The organism is Pseudoalteromonas prydzensis (assembly GCF_001661495.1).
Classification (GTDB): Bacteria; Pseudomonadota; Gammaproteobacteria; order Enterobacterales; family Alteromonadaceae; genus Pseudoalteromonas; species Pseudoalteromonas prydzensis.
Map to the genome: position 1 here is coordinate 151,724 of NZ_BDDT01000006.1, position 18,347 is coordinate 170,070.

At 40.4% G+C, this 18,347-nt stretch carries 17 protein-coding genes and 2 tRNA genes; 12 read left to right on the forward strand and 7 right to left on the reverse strand.

Annotated features, from left to right (window positions below):
- Nucleotides 1-117 precede the first annotated feature (117 nt).
- The 3 genes from aat (at nt 118) to infA (ending at nt 1,840) form a co-directional block, all read left to right on the forward strand.
- A complete protein-coding gene (aat, locus tag A7968_RS13075; protein ID WP_064667014.1) occupies nt 118-834 on the forward strand; it encodes a leucyl/phenylalanyl-tRNA--protein transferase in 717 nt (238 codons plus the stop codon).
- Entirely contained in the window at nt 827-1,531 is a 705-nt protein-coding gene (locus A7968_RS13080; protein WP_064667015.1) for an arginyltransferase, read from the forward strand. Before aat ends, A7968_RS13080 begins: the two co-directional genes overlap by 8 nt.
- Nucleotides 1,532-1,621: 90 nt before the next feature.
- On the forward strand, nt 1,622-1,840 hold the full coding sequence (gene infA / locus A7968_RS13085) for a translation initiation factor IF-1 (protein WP_002962494.1): 219 nt from the start codon (nt 1,622-1,624) through the stop codon (nt 1,838-1,840).
- Between the two features lie 177 nt (nt 1,841-2,017).
- Here the strand turns inward: infA and clpA are convergent, their stop codons facing one another.
- Nucleotides 2,018-4,282, reverse strand: a complete 2,265-nt coding sequence (gene clpA, locus A7968_RS13090; protein WP_064667016.1) for an ATP-dependent Clp protease ATP-binding subunit ClpA — start codon at nt 4,280-4,282, stop codon at nt 2,018-2,020.
- A 69-nt stretch (nt 4,283-4,351) separates the two neighbouring features.
- Complete coding sequence (clpS, locus tag A7968_RS13095) at nt 4,352-4,660, reverse strand: ATP-dependent Clp protease adapter ClpS (RefSeq protein WP_192542137.1); 309 nt, start codon at nt 4,658-4,660, stop codon at nt 4,352-4,354.
- A gap of 209 nt (nt 4,661-4,869) precedes the next feature.
- Between clpS and cspD the strand changes: the two genes are divergently transcribed.
- Nucleotides 4,870-5,085, forward strand: a complete 216-nt coding sequence (gene cspD, locus A7968_RS13100) for a cold shock domain-containing protein CspD (protein WP_064667018.1) — start codon at nt 4,870-4,872, stop codon at nt 5,083-5,085.
- A 705-nt stretch (nt 5,086-5,790) separates the two neighbouring features.
- A complete protein-coding gene (locus A7968_RS13105; protein ID WP_064667019.1) occupies nt 5,791-8,013 on the forward strand; it encodes an NADP-dependent isocitrate dehydrogenase in 2,223 nt (740 codons plus the stop codon).
- 130 nt (nt 8,014-8,143) lie between these two features.
- On the opposite strand, the gene A7968_RS13110 is transcribed toward A7968_RS13105, so the two are convergent.
- The 3 genes from A7968_RS13110 to A7968_RS13120 form a co-directional block, all read right to left on the reverse strand.
- Nucleotides 8,144-9,385, reverse strand: a complete 1,242-nt coding sequence (locus A7968_RS13110; RefSeq protein ID WP_064667020.1) for an amidohydrolase family protein — start codon at nt 9,383-9,385, stop codon at nt 8,144-8,146.
- Nucleotides 9,386-9,397: 12 nt separating this feature from the next.
- Complete coding sequence (locus A7968_RS13115) at nt 9,398-10,780, reverse strand: amidohydrolase (protein WP_064667142.1); 1,383 nt, start codon at nt 10,778-10,780, stop codon at nt 9,398-9,400.
- A 105-nt stretch (nt 10,781-10,885) separates the two neighbouring features.
- Nucleotides 10,886-11,671: a hypothetical protein gene (locus A7968_RS13120; RefSeq protein WP_064667021.1), complete on the reverse strand. Its 786-nt coding sequence runs from the start codon at nt 11,669-11,671 to the stop codon at nt 10,886-10,888.
- Between the two features lie 353 nt (nt 11,672-12,024).
- On the opposite strand from A7968_RS13120, the gene A7968_RS13125 reads away from it, so the two are divergent.
- Nucleotides 12,025-12,390, forward strand: a complete 366-nt coding sequence (locus A7968_RS13125) for a DUF3718 domain-containing protein (protein WP_064667022.1) — start codon at nt 12,025-12,027, stop codon at nt 12,388-12,390.
- Nucleotides 12,391-12,457: 67 nt separating this feature from the next.
- Here the strand turns inward: A7968_RS13125 and A7968_RS13130 are convergent, their stop codons facing one another.
- Nucleotides 12,458-13,153: a hypothetical protein gene (locus tag A7968_RS13130; protein ID WP_064667023.1), complete on the reverse strand. Its 696-nt coding sequence runs from the start codon at nt 13,151-13,153 to the stop codon at nt 12,458-12,460.
- 131 nt (nt 13,154-13,284) lie between these two features.
- Between A7968_RS13130 and A7968_RS13135 the strand changes: the two genes are divergently transcribed.
- Nucleotides 13,285-14,145: a fructosamine kinase family protein gene (locus tag A7968_RS13135; protein ID WP_064667024.1), complete on the forward strand. Its 861-nt coding sequence runs from the start codon at nt 13,285-13,287 to the stop codon at nt 14,143-14,145.
- Between the two features lie 182 nt (nt 14,146-14,327).
- Nucleotides 14,328-14,531 (forward strand): CPXCG motif-containing cysteine-rich protein, encoded by a 204-nt coding sequence (locus A7968_RS13140; protein WP_016709262.1) that lies wholly within the window; start codon nt 14,328-14,330, stop codon nt 14,529-14,531.
- A gap of 7 nt (nt 14,532-14,538) precedes the next feature.
- Here the strand turns inward: A7968_RS13140 and A7968_RS13145 are convergent, their stop codons facing one another.
- Nucleotides 14,539-15,171, reverse strand: a complete 633-nt coding sequence (locus tag A7968_RS13145; RefSeq protein ID WP_064667025.1) for a riboflavin synthase — start codon at nt 15,169-15,171, stop codon at nt 14,539-14,541.
- 150 nt (nt 15,172-15,321) lie between these two features.
- On the opposite strand from A7968_RS13145, the gene A7968_RS13150 reads away from it, so the two are divergent.
- From A7968_RS13150 to A7968_RS13165, 4 genes are all read left to right on the forward strand, one after another.
- Nucleotides 15,322-16,677 (forward strand): MATE family efflux transporter, encoded by a 1,356-nt coding sequence (locus A7968_RS13150; RefSeq protein ID WP_064667026.1) that lies wholly within the window; start codon nt 15,322-15,324, stop codon nt 16,675-16,677.
- On the forward strand, nt 16,655-17,725 hold the full coding sequence (locus tag A7968_RS13155) for a DUF3080 family protein (RefSeq protein WP_064667027.1): 1,071 nt from the start codon (nt 16,655-16,657) through the stop codon (nt 17,723-17,725). Before A7968_RS13150 ends, A7968_RS13155 begins: the two co-directional genes overlap by 23 nt.
- 111 nt (nt 17,726-17,836) lie before the next feature.
- Nucleotides 17,837-17,913 (forward strand) — tRNA-Val (locus A7968_RS13160).
- A 156-nt stretch (nt 17,914-18,069) separates the two neighbouring features.
- Nucleotides 18,070-18,146: transfer RNA gene (locus A7968_RS13165), tRNA-Val, on the forward strand.
- The last annotated feature ends 201 nt before the right edge of the window (nt 18,147-18,347 follow it).

Below are 18,347 nucleotides of genomic sequence, written 5' to 3' on the forward strand. Positions count from 1 at the left end.
TTTTTGCCTAGCGAAAATATGGCGCTAAAATGTAATTCCTTCCAATAATTTGTTGTTTATGAATTTAAAGCAACAGGTTACACTTTCTCTTGATCATTCAGTTATTCAATCGGTGCTATGACTAAACAACTTTATCAACTCTCTAAAAACCACTTTGCTTTTCCTGATCCCACCCACGCATTAGATGATCCAGATGGTTTACTTGCTATAGGCGGTTGCTTATCCATAACGCGCTTAAAAAACGCGTATGGGCAAGGGATTTTCCCTTGGTTTAGTGAATATGAGCCAATTATGTGGTGGTCGCCCAGTGAGCGAGGCATTATAGAACTGGATGAATTTCATGTCAGCCGAAGCCTGCGTAAACATTTAAAAAAGAATCCTGTTAAAGTGACCATCAATACTGCGTTCACTGAGGTCATTGCTGCCTGTCGTCAGCAACGCTTAGCAACCGATGGTACTTGGATCACCAAAAAAATGCTCAATGCCTATAAGGATGCACATAAATCAGGCCTTGCTCATAGTGTAGAAGTTTGGTCAGACAATAAACTGGTCGGTGGTTTATACGGCATTATGCAACATGGTGTATTTTGTGGCGAATCAATGTTTCACCATCAAGCAAACTGTTCAAAATTAGCCATGTGGGCACTGGTTAATTGGTTAAAACGCCATCAAGCGCATTTTATAGACTGTCAGCTTGAAAACCCTTATTTAGTTACTTTAGGCGAAAAAGTACTACCACGCTCAGAATTTTTAACTAAGCTTAAAGCAGCAGAAGATTTTATTATTCCGGCAACAATGTGGCAACCTCAGGAGCTTATCGCTATTTATGACTGAACACTTACCTGCCCGTTTAGGATTAAGCCAACAATTTGATTGCAGCTACCTAGCTGATCGACAAGAGCAACTGTTAGTGATTTTAGATCACAGTTGTTATACCCCGAGTAAATTTGAAGCGTTACTGGCTTTGGGGTTTCGTCGCAGTGGTGACCAAATCTACCGACCTCACTGCCCCGCTTGCAGCGCATGTAAGTCTGTGCGTGTATTAGCTAAAGCATTTTTACCGACAAAATCGCAAAAACGTAAACTTAATAAAGCAAAAAATACCTTTACCGTGAAATACTCAGATCAACAACACCCCGAATACTTCCCGTTGTACAGTAAATACATTACCGAGCGTCATCAAGATGGCTCGATGTTCCCACCCGAGCAAAATCAGTTCAACAGTTTTATATTTTGTCATTGGTTACCTATCACTTTTATTGAGTTATGGGATCAAGAAAAATTGGTTGCCGTAGCGGTAACTGATTGTATGCACAACGCTGTTTCTGCTATTTACACATTTTTTGACCCTGACTACGAGCACTACAGTGTGGGCACTATTATGATTTTAGAGCAGCTCAAATTTGCCAAACAATACGATAAAGAATTTGTCTATTTAGGCTATCAAATAGATGAATGTGCAAAAATGCGTTACAAAACCCAATTTTTACCTGCTCAAAATAGGGTTGCAGACCAGTGGCTGGCTATTTAATTTGCAAAAATGCCTACTGCGGCTTTACTTATTGGTGTATTTTCGGCAGAATCTGCATCGTTTAACTATTAAAGAGGTGTTACGCTAAACATGGCGAAAGAAGACGTAATCGAAATGCAAGGGACGGTCCTTGATACTTTACCAAATACAATGTTCCGAGTTGAGCTTGAAAATGGTCACGTAGTTGTGGCTCACATTTCAGGTAAAATGCGTAAAAACTATATCCGCATTCTAACCGGCGATAAAGTTACCGTAGAAATGACCCCATACGATTTATCAAAAGGTCGCATCGTATTCCGTGCTCGCTAAGTTAGTGCGTTAACGAAATATCAAGTTTTTAGCTAAGTTGTCTGAGTAACTTAGTTACTTTCTGCACTAGCTTGAAGCGTTTATTAAATGTAATTGAAGGCAGTTGCTGACCATTACATTTAATAAACAAAAAGCCCAGCAATTGCTGGGCTTTTTGTTTTCTATTTAACGCTGCGATTATGCAGGTGTTAAATTCGTTTCATAATCAAAACGTAATTTTTTATCTTTGACAGACACTTTAACTGTGCCGCCATCGATAAGTTCACCGAATAAAATCTCGTTTGCTAACGGCTTTTTCAATTGCTCTTGGATCACGCGGCCCATTGGTCGTGCACCCATTGCTTTATCGTAGCCTTTATCTGCCAACCATTCCCGAGCCTTGTTAGTCAGCTCCAAGTTAACCGATTTTTTATCCAATTGCGCTTGTAACTCAACAATAAATTTATCAACAACCAGTAACGTGACATCACGATCAAGGTGGTTAAACCAAATGATGTTATCTAGGCGGTTTCTAAACTCTGGCGAAAATACTTTATTAATTTCACTCATCGCATCATGGGAGTGATCTTGATCAGTGAAACCAATCGACTTACGAACAGTCTCTTGAACACCGGCATTAGTGGTCATCACCACTACCACGTTTCTAAAGTCCGCTTTACGGCCGTTATTATCGGTCAGCGTGCCATGATCCATCACTTGCAGTAAGATATTGTAGATATCTGAGTGGGCTTTCTCAATCTCATCCAGTAATACAACTGAATGTGGATTTTTAATCACAGCCTCAGTTAACAAACCACCTTGTTCAAAACCAACATAGCCTGGAGGCGCACCAATTAAACGGCTCACTGCGTGGCGCTCAACGTACTCAGACATATCAAAACGAATAAACTCAACACCCATACATTTTGCAAGCTGTTTGGTCACCTCTGTTTTACCGACACCGGTTGGCCCTGCAAATAAGAACGAACCGACTGGTTTGTCTTCATTTGATAAGCCTGAGCGCGATAAGCGAATGGCCGAGGTTAGTGCATCGATTGATTGATCTTGGCCAAATACCAACATCTTCAAGTTACGATCAAGATTTTTAAGGGTCTCTTTATCGCTCGATGACACACTTTGCTGCGGAATACGCGCCATTTTTGCCACGATCAATTCGATATCTGCCACACCGATGGTTTTTTTACGTTTTGAAATCGGTTGAAGTCGTTGACTGGCACCCGCTTCGTCAATCACATCAATCGCTTTATCCGGTAAATGACGCTCGTTAATATACTTAGCACTGAGCTCCGCAGCCGCTTTTAGCGCTTTTTGCGTATAACGAATACCATGGTGCTCTTCGTAACGCTCTTTTAAGCCATTAAGAATTTTGGTGGTATCTGCCACACTGGGTTCAAGCACATCAATTTTTTGAAAACGACGAACTAAGGCACGGTCTTTTTCAAAGATATTTTTGTACTCGTTATAGGTCGTTGAACCCATACAACGTAACTTGCCACTTGATAACAGTGGTTTAAGTAAGTTAGAGGCATCCATAACGCCACCAGAGGCCGCTCCGGCACCAATTATGGTATGGATCTCATCAATAAATAAAATCGCGCCTGGTTTCGCCTGAAGCTCTTTTAGTAAGGCTTTAAAGCGTTTTTCAAAATCGCCACGGTACTTAGTGCCTGCAAGCAACGCGCCCATGTCTAACGAGTACACTACAGCATCGGCAATCACATCGGGGACTTGTTCATGCACAATACGATACGCTAAGCCTTCAGCAATGGCGGTTTTACCCACCCCTGCTTCGCCAACTAATAACGGATTATTCTTTTTACGCCGACACAATACTTGCACCGTACGCTCAACTTCACTATCACGGCCCACCAATGGGTCGATATTCCCTTCACGGGCGAGCACATTCAAATTAGAGGTAAAGTTTTCTAATTTACTTGGCTCTTCACCTTGTACAGCTTGTGCTTCTTCGTGAATGTCATCAGCATCTTCACCACCGATGTCATCATCCGCTTTAGAAATACCATGAGAAATAAAATTCACGATGTCTAAACGAGAAACATCGCTTTTCTTCAGTAAATACACCGCTTGGCTTTCTTGCTCAGAAAAAATCGCCACCAAGACATTAACACCTGTTACTTCATTTTTGCCCGATGATTGCACATGAAATACAGCACGTTGTAATACTCGCTGAAAACCAAGTGTTGGTTGTGTTTCGCGCTCTTCTTCTAAATCAGGAATGACTGGAGTCGTTTCATTTATAAATTCTGATAACTCAGCTTTCAGTGCTGACATATCAATCCCGCAGGCATGCAGCGCTTCTCCAGCCGATGGGTTGTCTAGTAGCGCAAGTAATAAGTGCTCTACAGTCATAAATTCATGGCGACGTGTACGCGCTTCACGAAACGCTGCGTTTAAAGTTAGTTCTAAATCTTTGTTTAGCATTAGCAACCCCTTACTGAGATAAAATATATATACCGTTGTGATGGGTATTTTGATCACCCTACCTTGGTATTATTCCTGCTCACAACTACATAGCAGTGGATGCTCGTTATCCCGTGCATAACGGTTAACTTGTTCAACTTTGGTATACGCTACATCGGCGCTATAAACGCCACATATCGCACGACCATTTTGATGAACTTGCAGCATCACATCTGTTGCTCTATCGCTATCCATATTAAAAAACGTCGTTAGTACTTCTATCACAAAGTCCATAGGCGTGTAATCATCATTATTTAAAATGACCTTGTATTTTCGCGGTGGTTGCAGTTTTTGCTTCTCACTATCGCGAACTGTGTCTATAACACCTGAATCTTTCATGCCACTCATAATTAAATATAGTCTTGTCTTTGGAACTCAAGCAAACTTGAATAAAAAAATAAATTAAATGTTAAAAAATAGTTTAAAACACTTGACTGACTGGTGAAATAAACTACAGTCAGTTGTAGATTGATTAAACCTTAGTCAGTCTATCAAACTATACGGTTTAGAATAACTAAATTAGTCAACTTATAGAAGGATGTAGAAGTATGGCTTGTGGTAAAGTCAAATGGTTCAATAATGCCAAAGGTTTTGGTTTCATCGTAGAAGACGGCTGCGAGAATGATATATTCGCCCATTACTCAACGATTGTGATGGACGGTTATAAAACACTTAAAGCTGGTCAAGATGTAACATTCGAATTGCAGCAAGGCCCAAAAGGCATGCACGCGACTAACATAGCTCCTAATGATGATTTAGTGTAGTTGTTTTAGAAGTTCGACTAAAGCGAGCGACCTGTAAAGATCCTCGCTTAATTCCTTTTTATTTTTTGCATTTCATTTAAATAGCTCCCTTTATGTCACAATCAATTTATTGTTCAGTATGAACAAAAACTGTTCTTCCTCTTGAAATTCTTTTTTAATACCCCAATGTTATACCCAAACTACCTCAAGATTCAGAATTCAGCGTTTCACAGGTGCTTAATATCAAGGCGTTACTTTGCAATAATGGCAGTCCCTTTTAAAAAGGAACAACGATGAGAGTAAGTGCCTGTGAAACGCCCAACGGGTTGGTTTAAAAGTGATTTATACTGCGTTATTGATTTTAACAATAGAACCACTATTATTTGCAACCAATGCCTTGCCTAAATCGCTTTTAATTCCAACTGAAACTCGAATCATGAGGTAGTTTGGGTATATATTATTAGCCCTTTTGGGTCAAGCTTGTTACACTCTTTGTGCTTAAAATTAGCTAACTACGGCCCTTTAAGCGGTAAAAATTAGGCTAATGGCTAATTTACTTAGCCTGCAAATAACATAAAATTTATTACAGTTCGTCAGGTGTGATTATTGAATCAACAGTATTAACACCTAACAGACTGATCATTGCCACCTCATGCACTCATGATGGCGATGATATTCTTTGCATTGTTGAATATGGCTCTTAATGCCTACTATCTAGGAATGATGATGACATCAAAAATTATCTACACTAAAACAGACGAAGCTCCGGCACTAGCAACTTACTCTTTGCTGCCGATCATCCAAGCATACACCAATGCCGCTGGCGTTGAAGTTGAAACACGTGACATCTCTTTAGCTGGCCGTGTTATTGCTAACTTCCCAGAGTATTTAACCGAAGAGCAACGTATTGGTGATGCCCTTGCAGAATTAGGCGAGCTGGCTAAAACACCTGAAGCAAACATCATTAAATTGCCAAATATCAGCGCGTCAGTACCACAGTTACGTGCCGTGATTAAAGAATTACAAGCAAAAGGTTATGCACTACCAGAATACCCAGCAGAGCCTAAGACAGACGAAGAAAAAGCAATTAAAGCCACTTACGACAAAATCAAAGGTAGTGCTGTAAACCCAGTATTACGTGAAGGTAACTCTGACCGTCGTGCACCTGGCTCTGTGAAAGAATATGCACGTAATAACCCACACTCAATGGGTGCGTGGAGCAAAGATTCTGCTTCAAACGTTGCCAGCATGAGCGAAGGTGATTTCTTTGGCTCAGAGCAATCAGTGACGCTTGATGCTGCTACTGATGTACGTATCGAGCACGTTGCTGCAAACGGTGATGTTTCTGTACTTAAAGCAAGCACACCACTACTAGCTGGTGAAGTGATTGATGCATCTTCAATCAGTGTTACTAAACTACAAGCTTTCTTAGCCGCTGAAATTGAAGCAGCTAAAGAAAAAGGCATTTTGTTTTCATTACACATGAAAGCAACCATGATGAAAGTATCTGATCCAATCATCTTCGGTCATGCTGTTAAAGTATTCTATCAAGATGTTTTTGCTAAACACGGTGAATTATTCGCAGAGCTAGGTGTTGATGTAAATAATGGTCTTGGTGATGTTTACGCTAAGATTCAAACTTTAGATGACGCTAAACGCGCTGAAATCGAAGCTGATATCGACGCGGTATATGCAACACGCCCTGCTATTGCAATGGTTGATTCAGATCGTGGTATCACTAACTTACACGTACCAAGTGATGTGATCATCGACGCATCAATGCCTGCTGCAATTCGTTCAAGCGGTCAAATGTGGAACAGTGAAGGTAAATTACAAGATACTAGCTTTGTCATTCCTGACCGTTGTTACTCAGGTGTTTACCAAGCGACTATCGACTTCTGTAAAGAACACGGTGCATTTGATCCAACAACAATGGGTAGCGTACCTAACGTTGGCTTAATGGCACAAAAAGCTGAAGAATATGGTTCACACGATAAAACATTTGAAGCACCAGCAAACGGCGTGATCCGTGTTGTTGATAGCGTAGATAACGTATTATTACAGCACAGTGTTGAGCAAGGCGATATCTGGCGTATGTGTCAGGTTAAAGATGCACCAATCCAAGATTGGGTTAAATTAGCAGTGAACCGTGCACGCGCGACTGGCAACCCTGCTGTTTTCTGGCTTGACGAAAACCGTGCCCACGATGCACAGTTAATCAAAAAAGTGAATGCGTATTTACCAAACCACGATACAGATGGTCTTGATATCCAAATTTTAGCGCCGCTTGAGGCAACACTGTTCTCACTTGCGCGTATTAAAGAAGGTAAAGACACGATTTCAGTAACGGGTAACGTATTACGTGATTACCTAACTGACTTATTCCCAATTCTTGAGCTTGGTACCAGTGCGAAAATGCTATCAATCGTACCGCTTATGAATGGCGGTGGTTTATTCGAAACTGGTGCTGGTGGTTCAGCGCCTAAGCACGTACAACAATTCGAAAAAGAAAACCATTTACGTTGGGATTCACTAGGTGAGTTTTTAGCACTAGCAGCTTCTTTAGAACACCTAGCTGTTAATACTGGTAACAACAAAGCACAAGTGCTTGCTGATACGCTTGATAAAGCAACCGGTACTTTCCTTACTGAAAACAAATCACCTTCACGTAAAGTGAAAGAGATTGATAACCGTGGCTCTCACTTCTTCTTATCTTTATTTTGGGCTCAAGAGCTTGCTAAGCAAAACGATGACAGTGAACTAAAAGCACAATTCACTCAAATCGCCAGCGATTTAGAAAGCAACAAAGATAAAATCGTTAGCGAGCTTAATGATGCGCAAGGTCCAGCTGTTAACATTGGTGGTTACTTCCAACCTAATGATGATGCAGCATTCAAAGCAATGCGTCCTAGCACTACATTTAACGATATTTTAGCTAAACTAGTTTAACTATCGCTTTAAATTTAAAAGGCGCTTACTGTTTCAGTAAGCGCCTTTTTTATCTGCAAAAAACAGTAAGTTTTGTTTATAAGAACAAAAAAGGCCGCAAATGCGACCTTTTCTAACATCTAAACTAACGTTATTTAGTATATGCGCGCGGCATTTCTGAATCCGTTGTATAACGTTTGCGAAGTTTATCTTGGCGTGCTTCGGTTGAGACCTCTTCTCCGTTGATAAACATTTTAGTTACGTGACTAGTAAAATCAAACGGATCATCGTTCCATATTACTAAGTCAGCGGCCTTACCTACCGCAACACTTCCAGCATTGATACCAAATACATCGGCAACATTTGCTGTAATTGCTTTTAACGCGCCCTCTTGCGTCATGCCATAAGATACAGCATTCCCTGCATCAAAACGTAACTGGTAAACATTATGGCTGGCATCACCGGCAATTGATAGCAACACCTTCACGCCTGCTTTTTCAAGCTTGCCAGCATTGTCTAAACTCGCATGCAGCGAATCAAAACTACCAGGTAAGCTTTCCATTGCGCTGACAATCACAGGGACATTAGCTTGTGCTAACTGCTCTTTCACAACCACTGCATCTTGTGCACCTGCAATCACTAAATTAAGTGAAAACTGCTGCTTAAGTTTAATGAGCTCAATGATGTCAGATGCACGTGAGGCTGTAACTAGTAAAGGCATTTCACCCGCTAGCACTTTAGTGAGCACGGTCTCTTCAGTACTTGGGCTGGCAGCGTCCTTTTTATCTTTCTTGTTACTGTTTTGTTGATGTGCAGTAAGCTTATCAACAAGGTTTTTCAGTGACATAGCACGAGAGCCTTTGCTCTTCTCGCCTAAATGCACCACCAGCGCAACTTGCGTTTGTTTTACGCTGTCAAACTCGCCACTTAAATCAACAACGCTGGCAAGGCCCGCAAAAATACTGTCGCCGCCATGTGGGGTGATCACATCGCGGGTAATACCGCCTTTACGTGCGTATGGGATCAAGCTTGAGTGAGCATTAAAGGCTAGGCTTGGATCAAAGTCGATCCCCGCTTTATCATCGCCACCATCTCGTGAACCTGCAACAGCGCCTACTTCAACTAAGCCTAATTGATTCATAGTGCCAATAAAGCCTGCTGTCACAATTTGGCCTTTAGCGTCTATAATTGTGTCCGCTGCAACTTTCTCAGGGTTGATGGCAGTAATTTTGCCCTCATCCATAATAATGCTCGCACCTTGTAATATGCCTTGCTCTGTCGAGGTGTGTACTGTGGCATTAATGATGGCGATTGATTGTGCATCAACCGTTGTACTTGCTAATAAACCGGCAGCAACTAGCGAGAGCGAAAATGAATGTGTTAATTTTGTCATCCTAGTTACTCCTTATTTTTGACCTAACATAAAATCGCTTTGGGCTTGGAATGTATCATCATAACGATCATACACTTTGGCGCCATCTACAAATACTTGTTCAGCTTTTGCGTAAACACTGAATGGGCTTTGATTCCAAATGACCACATCGCCTTGTTTACCTGCTTCGAGTGAACCTGTTTTGTCAGCAATACCTAAAGCTTTTGCAGCATTTGAAGTGATCCATTTTATTGCATGCTGTTCAGAAATATTAAAACCATTATCGTTGGCGCGGTACATCACTTTGCCCGCTTCTTGGTTTAAGCGCTGGATCGTAGTATCAGAATCTGAATGAACAATTGCACATGAGTTTTTCACTGCATCAACAATCGCTACGTTTTCTTGCACCATATCGTAGGCTTCCATTTTAAAGCCCCACCAATCTGGCCAAAGTGCAGCACACGAACCATTATCTGCTAGTAAGTCAGCGATTTTGTATGCTTCTATACCGTGATGGAAAGTCCCTGCGTGATAGCCAAACTCTTTTGACAGGTCAATCATCATTGCCATTTCTTCGGCTTTATAGCAATGATTGTGGATCATTACTTCGCCTTCTAATACGCCACGTAATGTGTCGTACTTAATATCACGATGTGGTACTTCAGGATTTTTACCCGCGGCATAATCAGCGTCGTACTTATCCCATTCACGCTTATATTCTGCAGCGCCAATCCAAGCAGTACGATAGCCGGCCATATTACCCATACGCGTTGATGGTAATACACCTTTACGACCATAAACACGTTTTGGGTTTTCACCACAGGCCATTTTTAAGCCATAAGGCGCATCAGGAAATTTCATACCTTGCATGGTATGCGCGGGTACATTTTTTAACGTTACACCACGACCGCCAAATAAGTTAGCTGAACCGGGTAAAATCTGTAATGACGTAATACCGCCTTCACGCGCGCGGTTAAAACCTGGATCTTGTGGCCAGATTGAATGTTCAACCCATACTTCAGCAGTGTTCGGGCTGGTCATTTCATTGCCATCTTGGTGAGATTCAACTGACGGACTTGGATAAGCACCCAAATGTGAATGTACGTCGATTAATCCGGGGGTTACCCATTTGCCTTGCGCGTCTATGGTAAGCTCAGCTTGTGCAGTAAGGTCTTTACCCACTTGTTGCACTTTACCATCCACCAGCAGTACGTCAGCTTCTTCTAAACGCTCGCCAGTACCCGTTAAAACAGTTGCGTTAGTGATCAACGTTGTTGTTGATTTAAGTGCTTTGTAGGTACTTGGGTATGGGTTTTTATTAATTGTTACTTTTTCGTCTTGTGGGCCATTATCTTGGCAACCCGCTAACGCGACGCCAAGAGCAACAACCAACAATGATGGAGCAAATTTTTGCATCATGTTAATCCCTGTTATTTTTTTGTTACTGTATATAAATACATTCTATAAAGCTAAAAAATAAGCCAAATCTGCATTTATACGAGATGAATGTAATTTACCATGTTATTTTTTAATATAATTGTTATATAGCTGCTCTAGTGCAGCTTCGGTAGTTAAACTGGGATCTTTAGTAATAAAATGCTTAACTGTGCGCGTCACAAAATCTGAATTTTGCTTGTGCAATTTTGAAAAGTCTTTAATTAAACAATTGCCGTCTTTCTCTGCTGTTACTTTATCGTGACGATGACGATATTGACTCAGCGCTTTATTAAAATCACCTTGGTAATCTTCTACGAGTATTTTGTAAAAATCACTTTTTTGAACTTTTAATGCACTAATACAATAGTTTAATGCTTCTTTAAAATCAGTAAAAACGACGCCTTCAACATCAAACTCCGCGGTTTTTTCACGTACTGTTACTTTCGCTTCTTCTGTAGCATAACTAAAACCACTAAATGCTAAACGCTCTGCCGCTTCTTTACCTAATATCATGCCTGCTTTGATACTGTGTGCAAACTCATCACTCATATCACTCAGTTCATTCTCGTGCCACATGTTGTAAACGCGTAATGGTTTTGCGTATTTCGTACCCAGCTTGGTTTTTAATTTGGTAAAGCGTTCGTCAATGGTCATTAAGCGCTCATTATGTAATATTGCATGGCACTCATAACAGGCTGGAATACTTATAAACTCAGCTTCTTCACCTAAATCAATAATGCTTTGTAGCATATGTAATGGCGGGCAATGATCGCGCTCCGTTGCTTCACAGCCACAATAAAAGCAACGATTAAAATTATGCTGTTCACAGGCGTAAGCTTGCTGGTAATAACTCGCCAATGTTTTACTCACAGAGTCTCCTAATAGACTGGTATTTTTATAATCAAGGCGATCATAACAGGGTTAAAAAATATGTCAGCCCTACAGTGTTACAAAGTGCATTTACTCTAAAGTAAATAGCATGTAAAACCAATGAAAATAGATTAAAAAACAACCAAAATCAATAAAAAAAGTGAAAAATAAACATCGTTAAATATGTCAAAATACACATATAAATTAATTTATAATCAGTATGTTATAATTATTTATACACATTCACATACAGTGTTACATCTTGTCGATTTTCATTTACAGCATTAATTAAAAATATGGCCAATAATACATTCGTCAACAGGACAACTTACCCAAACCACTGGAGAATGATGATGAATACTTTAACGACGACACTTTGCACAACGTTACTTTTAGGCACTGCAGCATTAACTACCACCAATACAACAGCAGCTGAATTTGTCGCGGCAGATAACAGCCCTGGCACACGAGTTTGTATGGCCGTGGTATCAAATAGACCAATCCAACTTTATTTAACTATGAAAGAGTTGCGTATTAATAAAAACATCACAGCCGAAAAGCTACAGTGTAATAATATGAACATGACCCAATTTGCTGGTACTTACGGTTTTAATAAAACTGCAAAGTATTTAGGTCTTGAAACAGCTACTGGCACATCAATTCAAGACTTAGCTAAGTTAAACCAGCAAACAATTTTGGTTGTTGCAGGTTCAAAATAGCATGCTAACAATGCACTTAATTTAAGCTGGCGAGTAGTTGGTCAGCTTAAATTAGCTACCTAAAAAATTAAATGATTGCTGCCACAAGGCCAAATAAACCACCAAACACACCACCCCATACGACAAGCCAACCTAAATGTTCTCTAATCATGGTTTGTATAATGTCCTTCACCATTTTCGGGGTCAGTTCATCTAACCTATCATCGACAAGGCCTGATACGGTTGTAAACAATGAATCACTAGCTAGACTCGTTTGGCTAAGCTTGGTATTAACCAAGGTTTTAAATTCGTCAGTTTGGCTCATGGTTATTAATGAACTACGCATTTTTTCTATAAAAGATTCACGCATTGGCTCTACCGCAGCGCTGCCACCAAACATGGCTAACATACTGCCAAATTGAGAGTGCTCGATAACATCTAAAAGCGTGTCGAATGCGGGGTTCAAATCCACTTCATTGATCACTGGTTGCAAATCAATATCCATGGTTTTATTGCCAAGTAGCTGTGATATTTTTTGCTCTGAAAAAAACTCCGTTAAAATAAGGTTTTTAATCGCGACTTTAAATCCTGCAAATTTCAGTTGGATCACACCCGAGCCATATAAAAACGGGACTTTTTCAAATAACATATGCACCGCGAGTAAGTTGGTCACCGCACCAGAAAGTGCAAATAAGCCGATTGACAGCACAATTGCTTGGTTAAATAAAAAACCAGTAATCACGAAAATTCCCGCAATCACATTCGTAATAAGGCTTTTATTCATTGTTCCTCCAGTTGGGTTATCGTATAACGCTGAGCATGCAGTTTTAAAATATGAATTTTACTCTCAAGAGTTTGTTTATTTAACTACTTTTTGCCATAGTTTAATTATCTGTATAAAAGGTGAGCAATGCTATGTGGAATACGGTTAACGAACAAATCAGCCAAGCTATGCATTTTGACTTTAAGCACACCAGTAAATGCCAACTGCAAAGTCCAAATAGTGATAAACTATTTCAAATAAGCGATGGTATTCATCAATACTTTGTTAAGGTCGCGCATCGTAATGACCTTGAGCGATTTGAAAACGAAGCCCACAATTTAAAGCTACTCACCCAAGAGAGCTTATTTATGGTGCCAGATTGTATCACTACTGGCTCTAGTATTGAGTTTTCATTTATTGTATTAGAATGGCTTGAACTAGATCCGCAGCCCCATACCAATTGGCATATTATGGGTAGCCACCTTGCCAGCTTACACTTAAAACATCGCCAAGCCATGTTTGGTTTTGATCACGATAACTTTATTGGCCCGACCGCTCAACCCAATCGCTGGCATAAAAAATGGAATATATTTTTTGCCGAAGAGCGCATTGGCTGGCAGCTGCAATTACTGCATGAAAAAGGCATTGAATTGGTCGATAAAGATTACTTTGTAGCTTTAATAAAAAACATGTTACACAGTCATAATGTGCAGCCATCGTTATTACACGGTGATTTTTGGCGTGGCAATATGGGCTTTATTCACAGCGTGCCAAGTATTTTTGATCCCAGTTGCTATTATGGTGATCGGGAAGTCGATATTGCTATGAGCGAACTATTTGCCCCGCTTCCAGATGCCTTCTACATTGCTTATAATAAACACTATCCGCTTAGCCAAGGCTATGAACAACGTAAATTAATTTACCAGCTCTACCCGATTTTAAATCACGCTAACATTTTTGCTGGCCACTATCTTACTGAAGCTAAACAACAAATAGAACTGCTACTGAAATAAGGCCATTTTTATTGTCAAATTGATGTCATAAATGGCTAAAGCAGACTATATTTAGGTAGCGCCTAACATTATACAAACCCAGTAATCGCGGGCGTTGTGTACAACTATGTGGAGCATAACAATTTATCCGACCCATAAATAGTCATGCTTTATTAGCTCTGCTTTGTAAGGTTGGATCATTTATGCAAAATCATCTCTCACAACGGATCAGTTGCCCACACTGTGGCCACCATATTCACATTACCCTAGATGCCAGTGATGGCGATCAAGATTACTTTGAAGACTGCAGCGCATGCTGTAACCCAATCCATTTTAATATGCATATTGACTATGCTAATAGTAAGGTTGAGTTACATATAGACAGCGATGATGAGCAGATATTCTAGCTAAAGATTACTGTGATGACTGTTGGCGTAAGTAATTTTCGACAGTATTAATAATGGTATAGGTTTGTTGATCAACCTCAATATTTAGCTCATCACCGAGTGATGCCTGACCAATATTGGTGATTGCTAACGTTTCTGGGATCAAATGTAACCAGAAACCTGACTCGTCAACTTCACCTACTGTTAAGCTGGCTCCATTAACACTGACAAACCCTTTATACAGCACATACTTTTGCCATTTAGTTGGTAGGCTTAGCTGTATTTTACAATTACCGTCTGTGTGAATAATATTTTTGACCTGCGCGACGCAGTGAATATGGCCAGAGACGATATGCCCACCTAGCTCAGTACCAAATGTCATCGAGCGCTCAAAGTTAACGGTGCTGCCAGAGGTAAGCTTGCCTAAATTAGTCAATTGTAATGTTTCATCAATCACATCAAAATAAACCTCAGCTAAAGCTTGCTCGGTTGTATGCTGAACTTTAACAACCGTTAAACAGCAACCATTTATGGCAATACTGGCACCTAACTCTACTTTAGCAATGTATTGTGGTGCGACAGCAAGCACTAAACGCATCACACTGTGTTGATAATTATTTGAAATCACCGTTGCTTGTGTTTGCACAATTCCTGTAAACATAACTTAAACCGCCTTCTAAAACATGGATGTATTTTTACGCTTTAGTATACATTAGCACTGTAATGAATAGCCTCAACTCACCGCTATAATTTTTTATTCTACGCTTTATCGATTACAATAGTGGCCTCTTCGGTTTACGTAGCAAGTGATATGACTTTTTGTAGTTGGGAAGCCAAACGGCTAGTTTCTCTGGCAATTCCCGTTTTTTTAGCACAAGTAACTCTCGTTTTAATGTCAGTGGTTGACACCATCATGGCCGGGCAAGTCAGTCCGACCGATTTAGCAGCTCTGTCAATTGCAACAGGTGTTTGGAATCCAGCAATGCTTGCTCTGCAAGGTATCTTATTAGCCCTGACCGGCATTATCGCGCAATTTTCTGGTGCAAACGATAAAGCAGGTATCAGCCATTATTTTCAACAAGGCTTATATCTTGCGGGCGTATTAAGTGTGTTCGGCTTATCCATCGCCTACTTTGCCGACGTTATTATTTTAAAGCTTGATACCAGTCCTGCTATTGCCAATATGGCCTATGACTACATTCACTTTGTAAAGTGGGGGATCATTGGCTTTTTAGTGTTCAGTGTATATCGCAATATCACCGAAGGCATGGGGATGACCAAGCCGGCTTTTTATATCAGCTTAATTGGCTTAGCGGTCAATATCCCTGCAAATTACATATTTATTTATGGCAAGCTAGGTATGCCAGCACTAGGCGGTGCGGGCTGTGGGATTGCCACGGCTTTGGTTTTCAGCGCAATGGCTATTGCACAAGTCATTTACTGCCAATTGAGTAAAAAAGTGGATGCCAAAACCCTGTTGGCCAACTTTAAAGCGCCGCAACTCAATACTATGTGGACCATTACTAAAATCGGCATTCCTATTTCTCTAGCGACTTTTTTTGAAGTCACTTTATTTGCCTGTATCCCATTATTTATTGCGCATTTAGGTGCCGTTGCGGTGGCCGGCCATCAGATTGCTGCCAGTGTTACAACCTTACTGTTTATGATGCCATTGAGCTTATCTATTGCGATCAGTATTCGGATTGGTAATTTATACGGCCAGCATCATTTTGAGCAATTAAAAAAAGCAATTTCAACAAGTTATATTCTTGCTATGATCATTGCGGCACTACTTGCGGCTATCACCTTCTTTGGTCGTGATATCATCAGCCAACTTTATACCGATGATGCTCAAGTCATCGCACTGGCAACATCCATTATGATCTTAGCCTGTATTTATCAACTCCCTGATGCTCTACAAGTAGCCGCCAACGGTATTTTAAGGGGTTTAAAACATACCGCTCCCATATCCTATATTACCTTTATATCTTACTGGTTAATTGGTTTTTCATTGGGGTTTGTTTTAGCACGTACCGATTTGATTGTGCCAGCGATGGGACCACATGGCTTTTGGGTAGGTATTATTGTTGGTTTAAGTGTTGCTGCTATTTTATTAATGCTAACCGTTGCAAATAGATTCAAACATGAACCACTTAAAAGCGCTTAATATAACTAACAGCAAAGGCAAGCAAAACAAACGATTTGCTTGCCTTGCTACTTTCTTAATGTATTTACTATTAAGTGCCTGTAGCGATAGAGCAACGGATATTAATGATCAGTATCAACAGCGACTCGCCACGGCACTTGATAAACCATTTCCAGAGACAGCAAAACTCACTAATCTTAAGTTAGCCCCTATTAGCAATAATGATGAGTCAATACAGTCACAACAATTAAGCATAATACAGCTAGCGCAACTATCTCATTGTAAACTTAATACCCTGATAGCAGAGCATAATAGTCAACTGGGAAAAGTTGCCACCGCAGCCGGTCAACTAGCTTATCAAATCCAGTTTATTCAACTGGCCCCCAGCTGCTTAGATAAATTAAGCCCTGAATCAAAAAGCTATCACGCAATAAAGCGGGAACTAGCCAACAAAAAACAGCAGCTATTAAAGCAGTTCAACCACTTACTTTATAAGGATCCAGAGTTAAAACGTACTTGGCAACTCACCAGCTATGCACTTGATACAAACTTAGCTGGCCTTGTAGAAACAGAGATTGCCCTGCAAAACTTGCTGACGTTAAAGCAGCAAATAATACAACAGCAATACGCACAAATAGATAGCAAAGCACTCTACCCGCTGCTATCGGTGCTACGCCAGTTTAACTTTAATCAAGCTTTGATAAGCGCCGTGCGTCAACAAACATACTTTAATCAAAGTACCAGTCGCTATTTAGCAAGCATTGAGCTTAATGAACTATGTAACCCACTAAAAAATAAACGCCAAGCGCAAATAGTCAGTAACGTATTTAAAAAGTATTACTTAGCACAATTACAACCCTATCAAGCACAGCTATCAGGCGCTTTAGAGCGATTGATGCCGCTATATCAACAGCTTTGGCTCGGTACGACTATAAATCAACCTAGGCTTGCTGCACTGCTTGAGCAAAATCAGCCAAATAACTTGCTCACTGCATTCAAAGATTCATCAAAAACGCACGTCACTTGGTGGCAAACGTTTTATAAAACGTGTGAAATCAGCCCAATATGAATAAAAAAACGGCAAACAAACCAAAAATGCATAAACGAGCTTGATTCACTCAGGCGCACGCTATATATTAGCGTCCGTTGTTAAGTAATTAACACAACTTAAATTTATGATACGACCGTAGCTCAGTTGGTTAGAGCACTACCTTGACATGGTAGGGGTCGGTGGTTCGAATCCACTCGGTCGTACCAAATTTAAGTAAAAAATTAAATAAAAGTACCATCGAAGGAAAAAGCACTACCTACTCTTGATCACCCGGTCCAAAGGTCAGTGGTTCGAATCCACTCGGTCGTACCAAATTTATTCAAAATCATAAGAATAAATTATATTTAAGAACTCACTATTGTACGACTGTAGCTCAGTTGGTTAGAGCACTACCTTGACATGGTAGGGGTCGGTGGTTCGAATCCACTCAGTCGTACCAATCCTAAATATAAAAACCTAAAGAAAAAGCACTACCTACTCTTGATCACCCGGTCCAAAGGTCAGTGGTTCGAATCCACTCAGTCGTACCAATTAATGAATAAAAAAACATTAAGAAGAAAGAGCACTACCCACTCTTGATCACCCGGTCCAAAGGTCGGTGGTTCGAATCCACTCAGTCGTACCAATCCTAAATATAAAA

Excerpts from the sequence above, each read along its gene's own strand:
- aat (WP_064667014.1), top strand. The coding sequence starts at position 118 with ATGACTAAACAACTTTATCAACTCTCTAAAAACCACTTTGCTTTTCCT.
- A7968_RS13080 (WP_064667015.1), top strand. The coding sequence starts at position 827 with ATGACTGAACACTTACCTGCCCGTTTAGGATTAAGCCAACAATTTGAT.
- infA (WP_002962494.1), top strand. The coding sequence starts at position 1,622 with ATGGCGAAAGAAGACGTAATCGAAATGCAAGGGACGGTCCTTGATACT.
- clpA (WP_064667016.1), bottom strand. The coding sequence starts at position 4,282 with ATGCTAAACAAAGATTTAGAACTAACTTTAAACGCAGCGTTTCGTGAA.
- clpS (WP_192542137.1), bottom strand. The coding sequence starts at position 4,660 with ATGAAAGATTCAGGTGTTATAGACACAGTTCGCGATAGTGAGAAGCAA.
- cspD (WP_064667018.1), top strand. The coding sequence starts at position 4,870 with ATGGCTTGTGGTAAAGTCAAATGGTTCAATAATGCCAAAGGTTTTGGT.
- A7968_RS13105 (WP_064667019.1), top strand. The coding sequence starts at position 5,791 with ATGACATCAAAAATTATCTACACTAAAACAGACGAAGCTCCGGCACTA.
- A7968_RS13110 (WP_064667020.1), bottom strand. The coding sequence starts at position 9,385 with ATGACAAAATTAACACATTCATTTTCGCTCTCGCTAGTTGCTGCCGGT.
- A7968_RS13115 (WP_064667142.1), bottom strand. The coding sequence starts at position 10,780 with ATGCAAAAATTTGCTCCATCATTGTTGGTTGTTGCTCTTGGCGTCGCG.
- A7968_RS13125 (WP_064667022.1), top strand. The coding sequence starts at position 12,025 with ATGAATACTTTAACGACGACACTTTGCACAACGTTACTTTTAGGCACT.
- A7968_RS13130 (WP_064667023.1), bottom strand. The coding sequence starts at position 13,153 with ATGAATAAAAGCCTTATTACGAATGTGATTGCGGGAATTTTCGTGATT.
- A7968_RS13135 (WP_064667024.1), top strand. The coding sequence starts at position 13,285 with ATGTGGAATACGGTTAACGAACAAATCAGCCAAGCTATGCATTTTGAC.
- A7968_RS13140 (WP_016709262.1), top strand. The coding sequence starts at position 14,328 with ATGCAAAATCATCTCTCACAACGGATCAGTTGCCCACACTGTGGCCAC.
- A7968_RS13145 (WP_064667025.1), bottom strand. The coding sequence starts at position 15,171 with ATGTTTACAGGAATTGTGCAAACACAAGCAACGGTGATTTCAAATAAT.
- A7968_RS13150 (WP_064667026.1), top strand. The coding sequence starts at position 15,322 with ATGACTTTTTGTAGTTGGGAAGCCAAACGGCTAGTTTCTCTGGCAATT.
- A7968_RS13155 (WP_064667027.1), top strand. The coding sequence starts at position 16,655 with ATGAACCACTTAAAAGCGCTTAATATAACTAACAGCAAAGGCAAGCAA.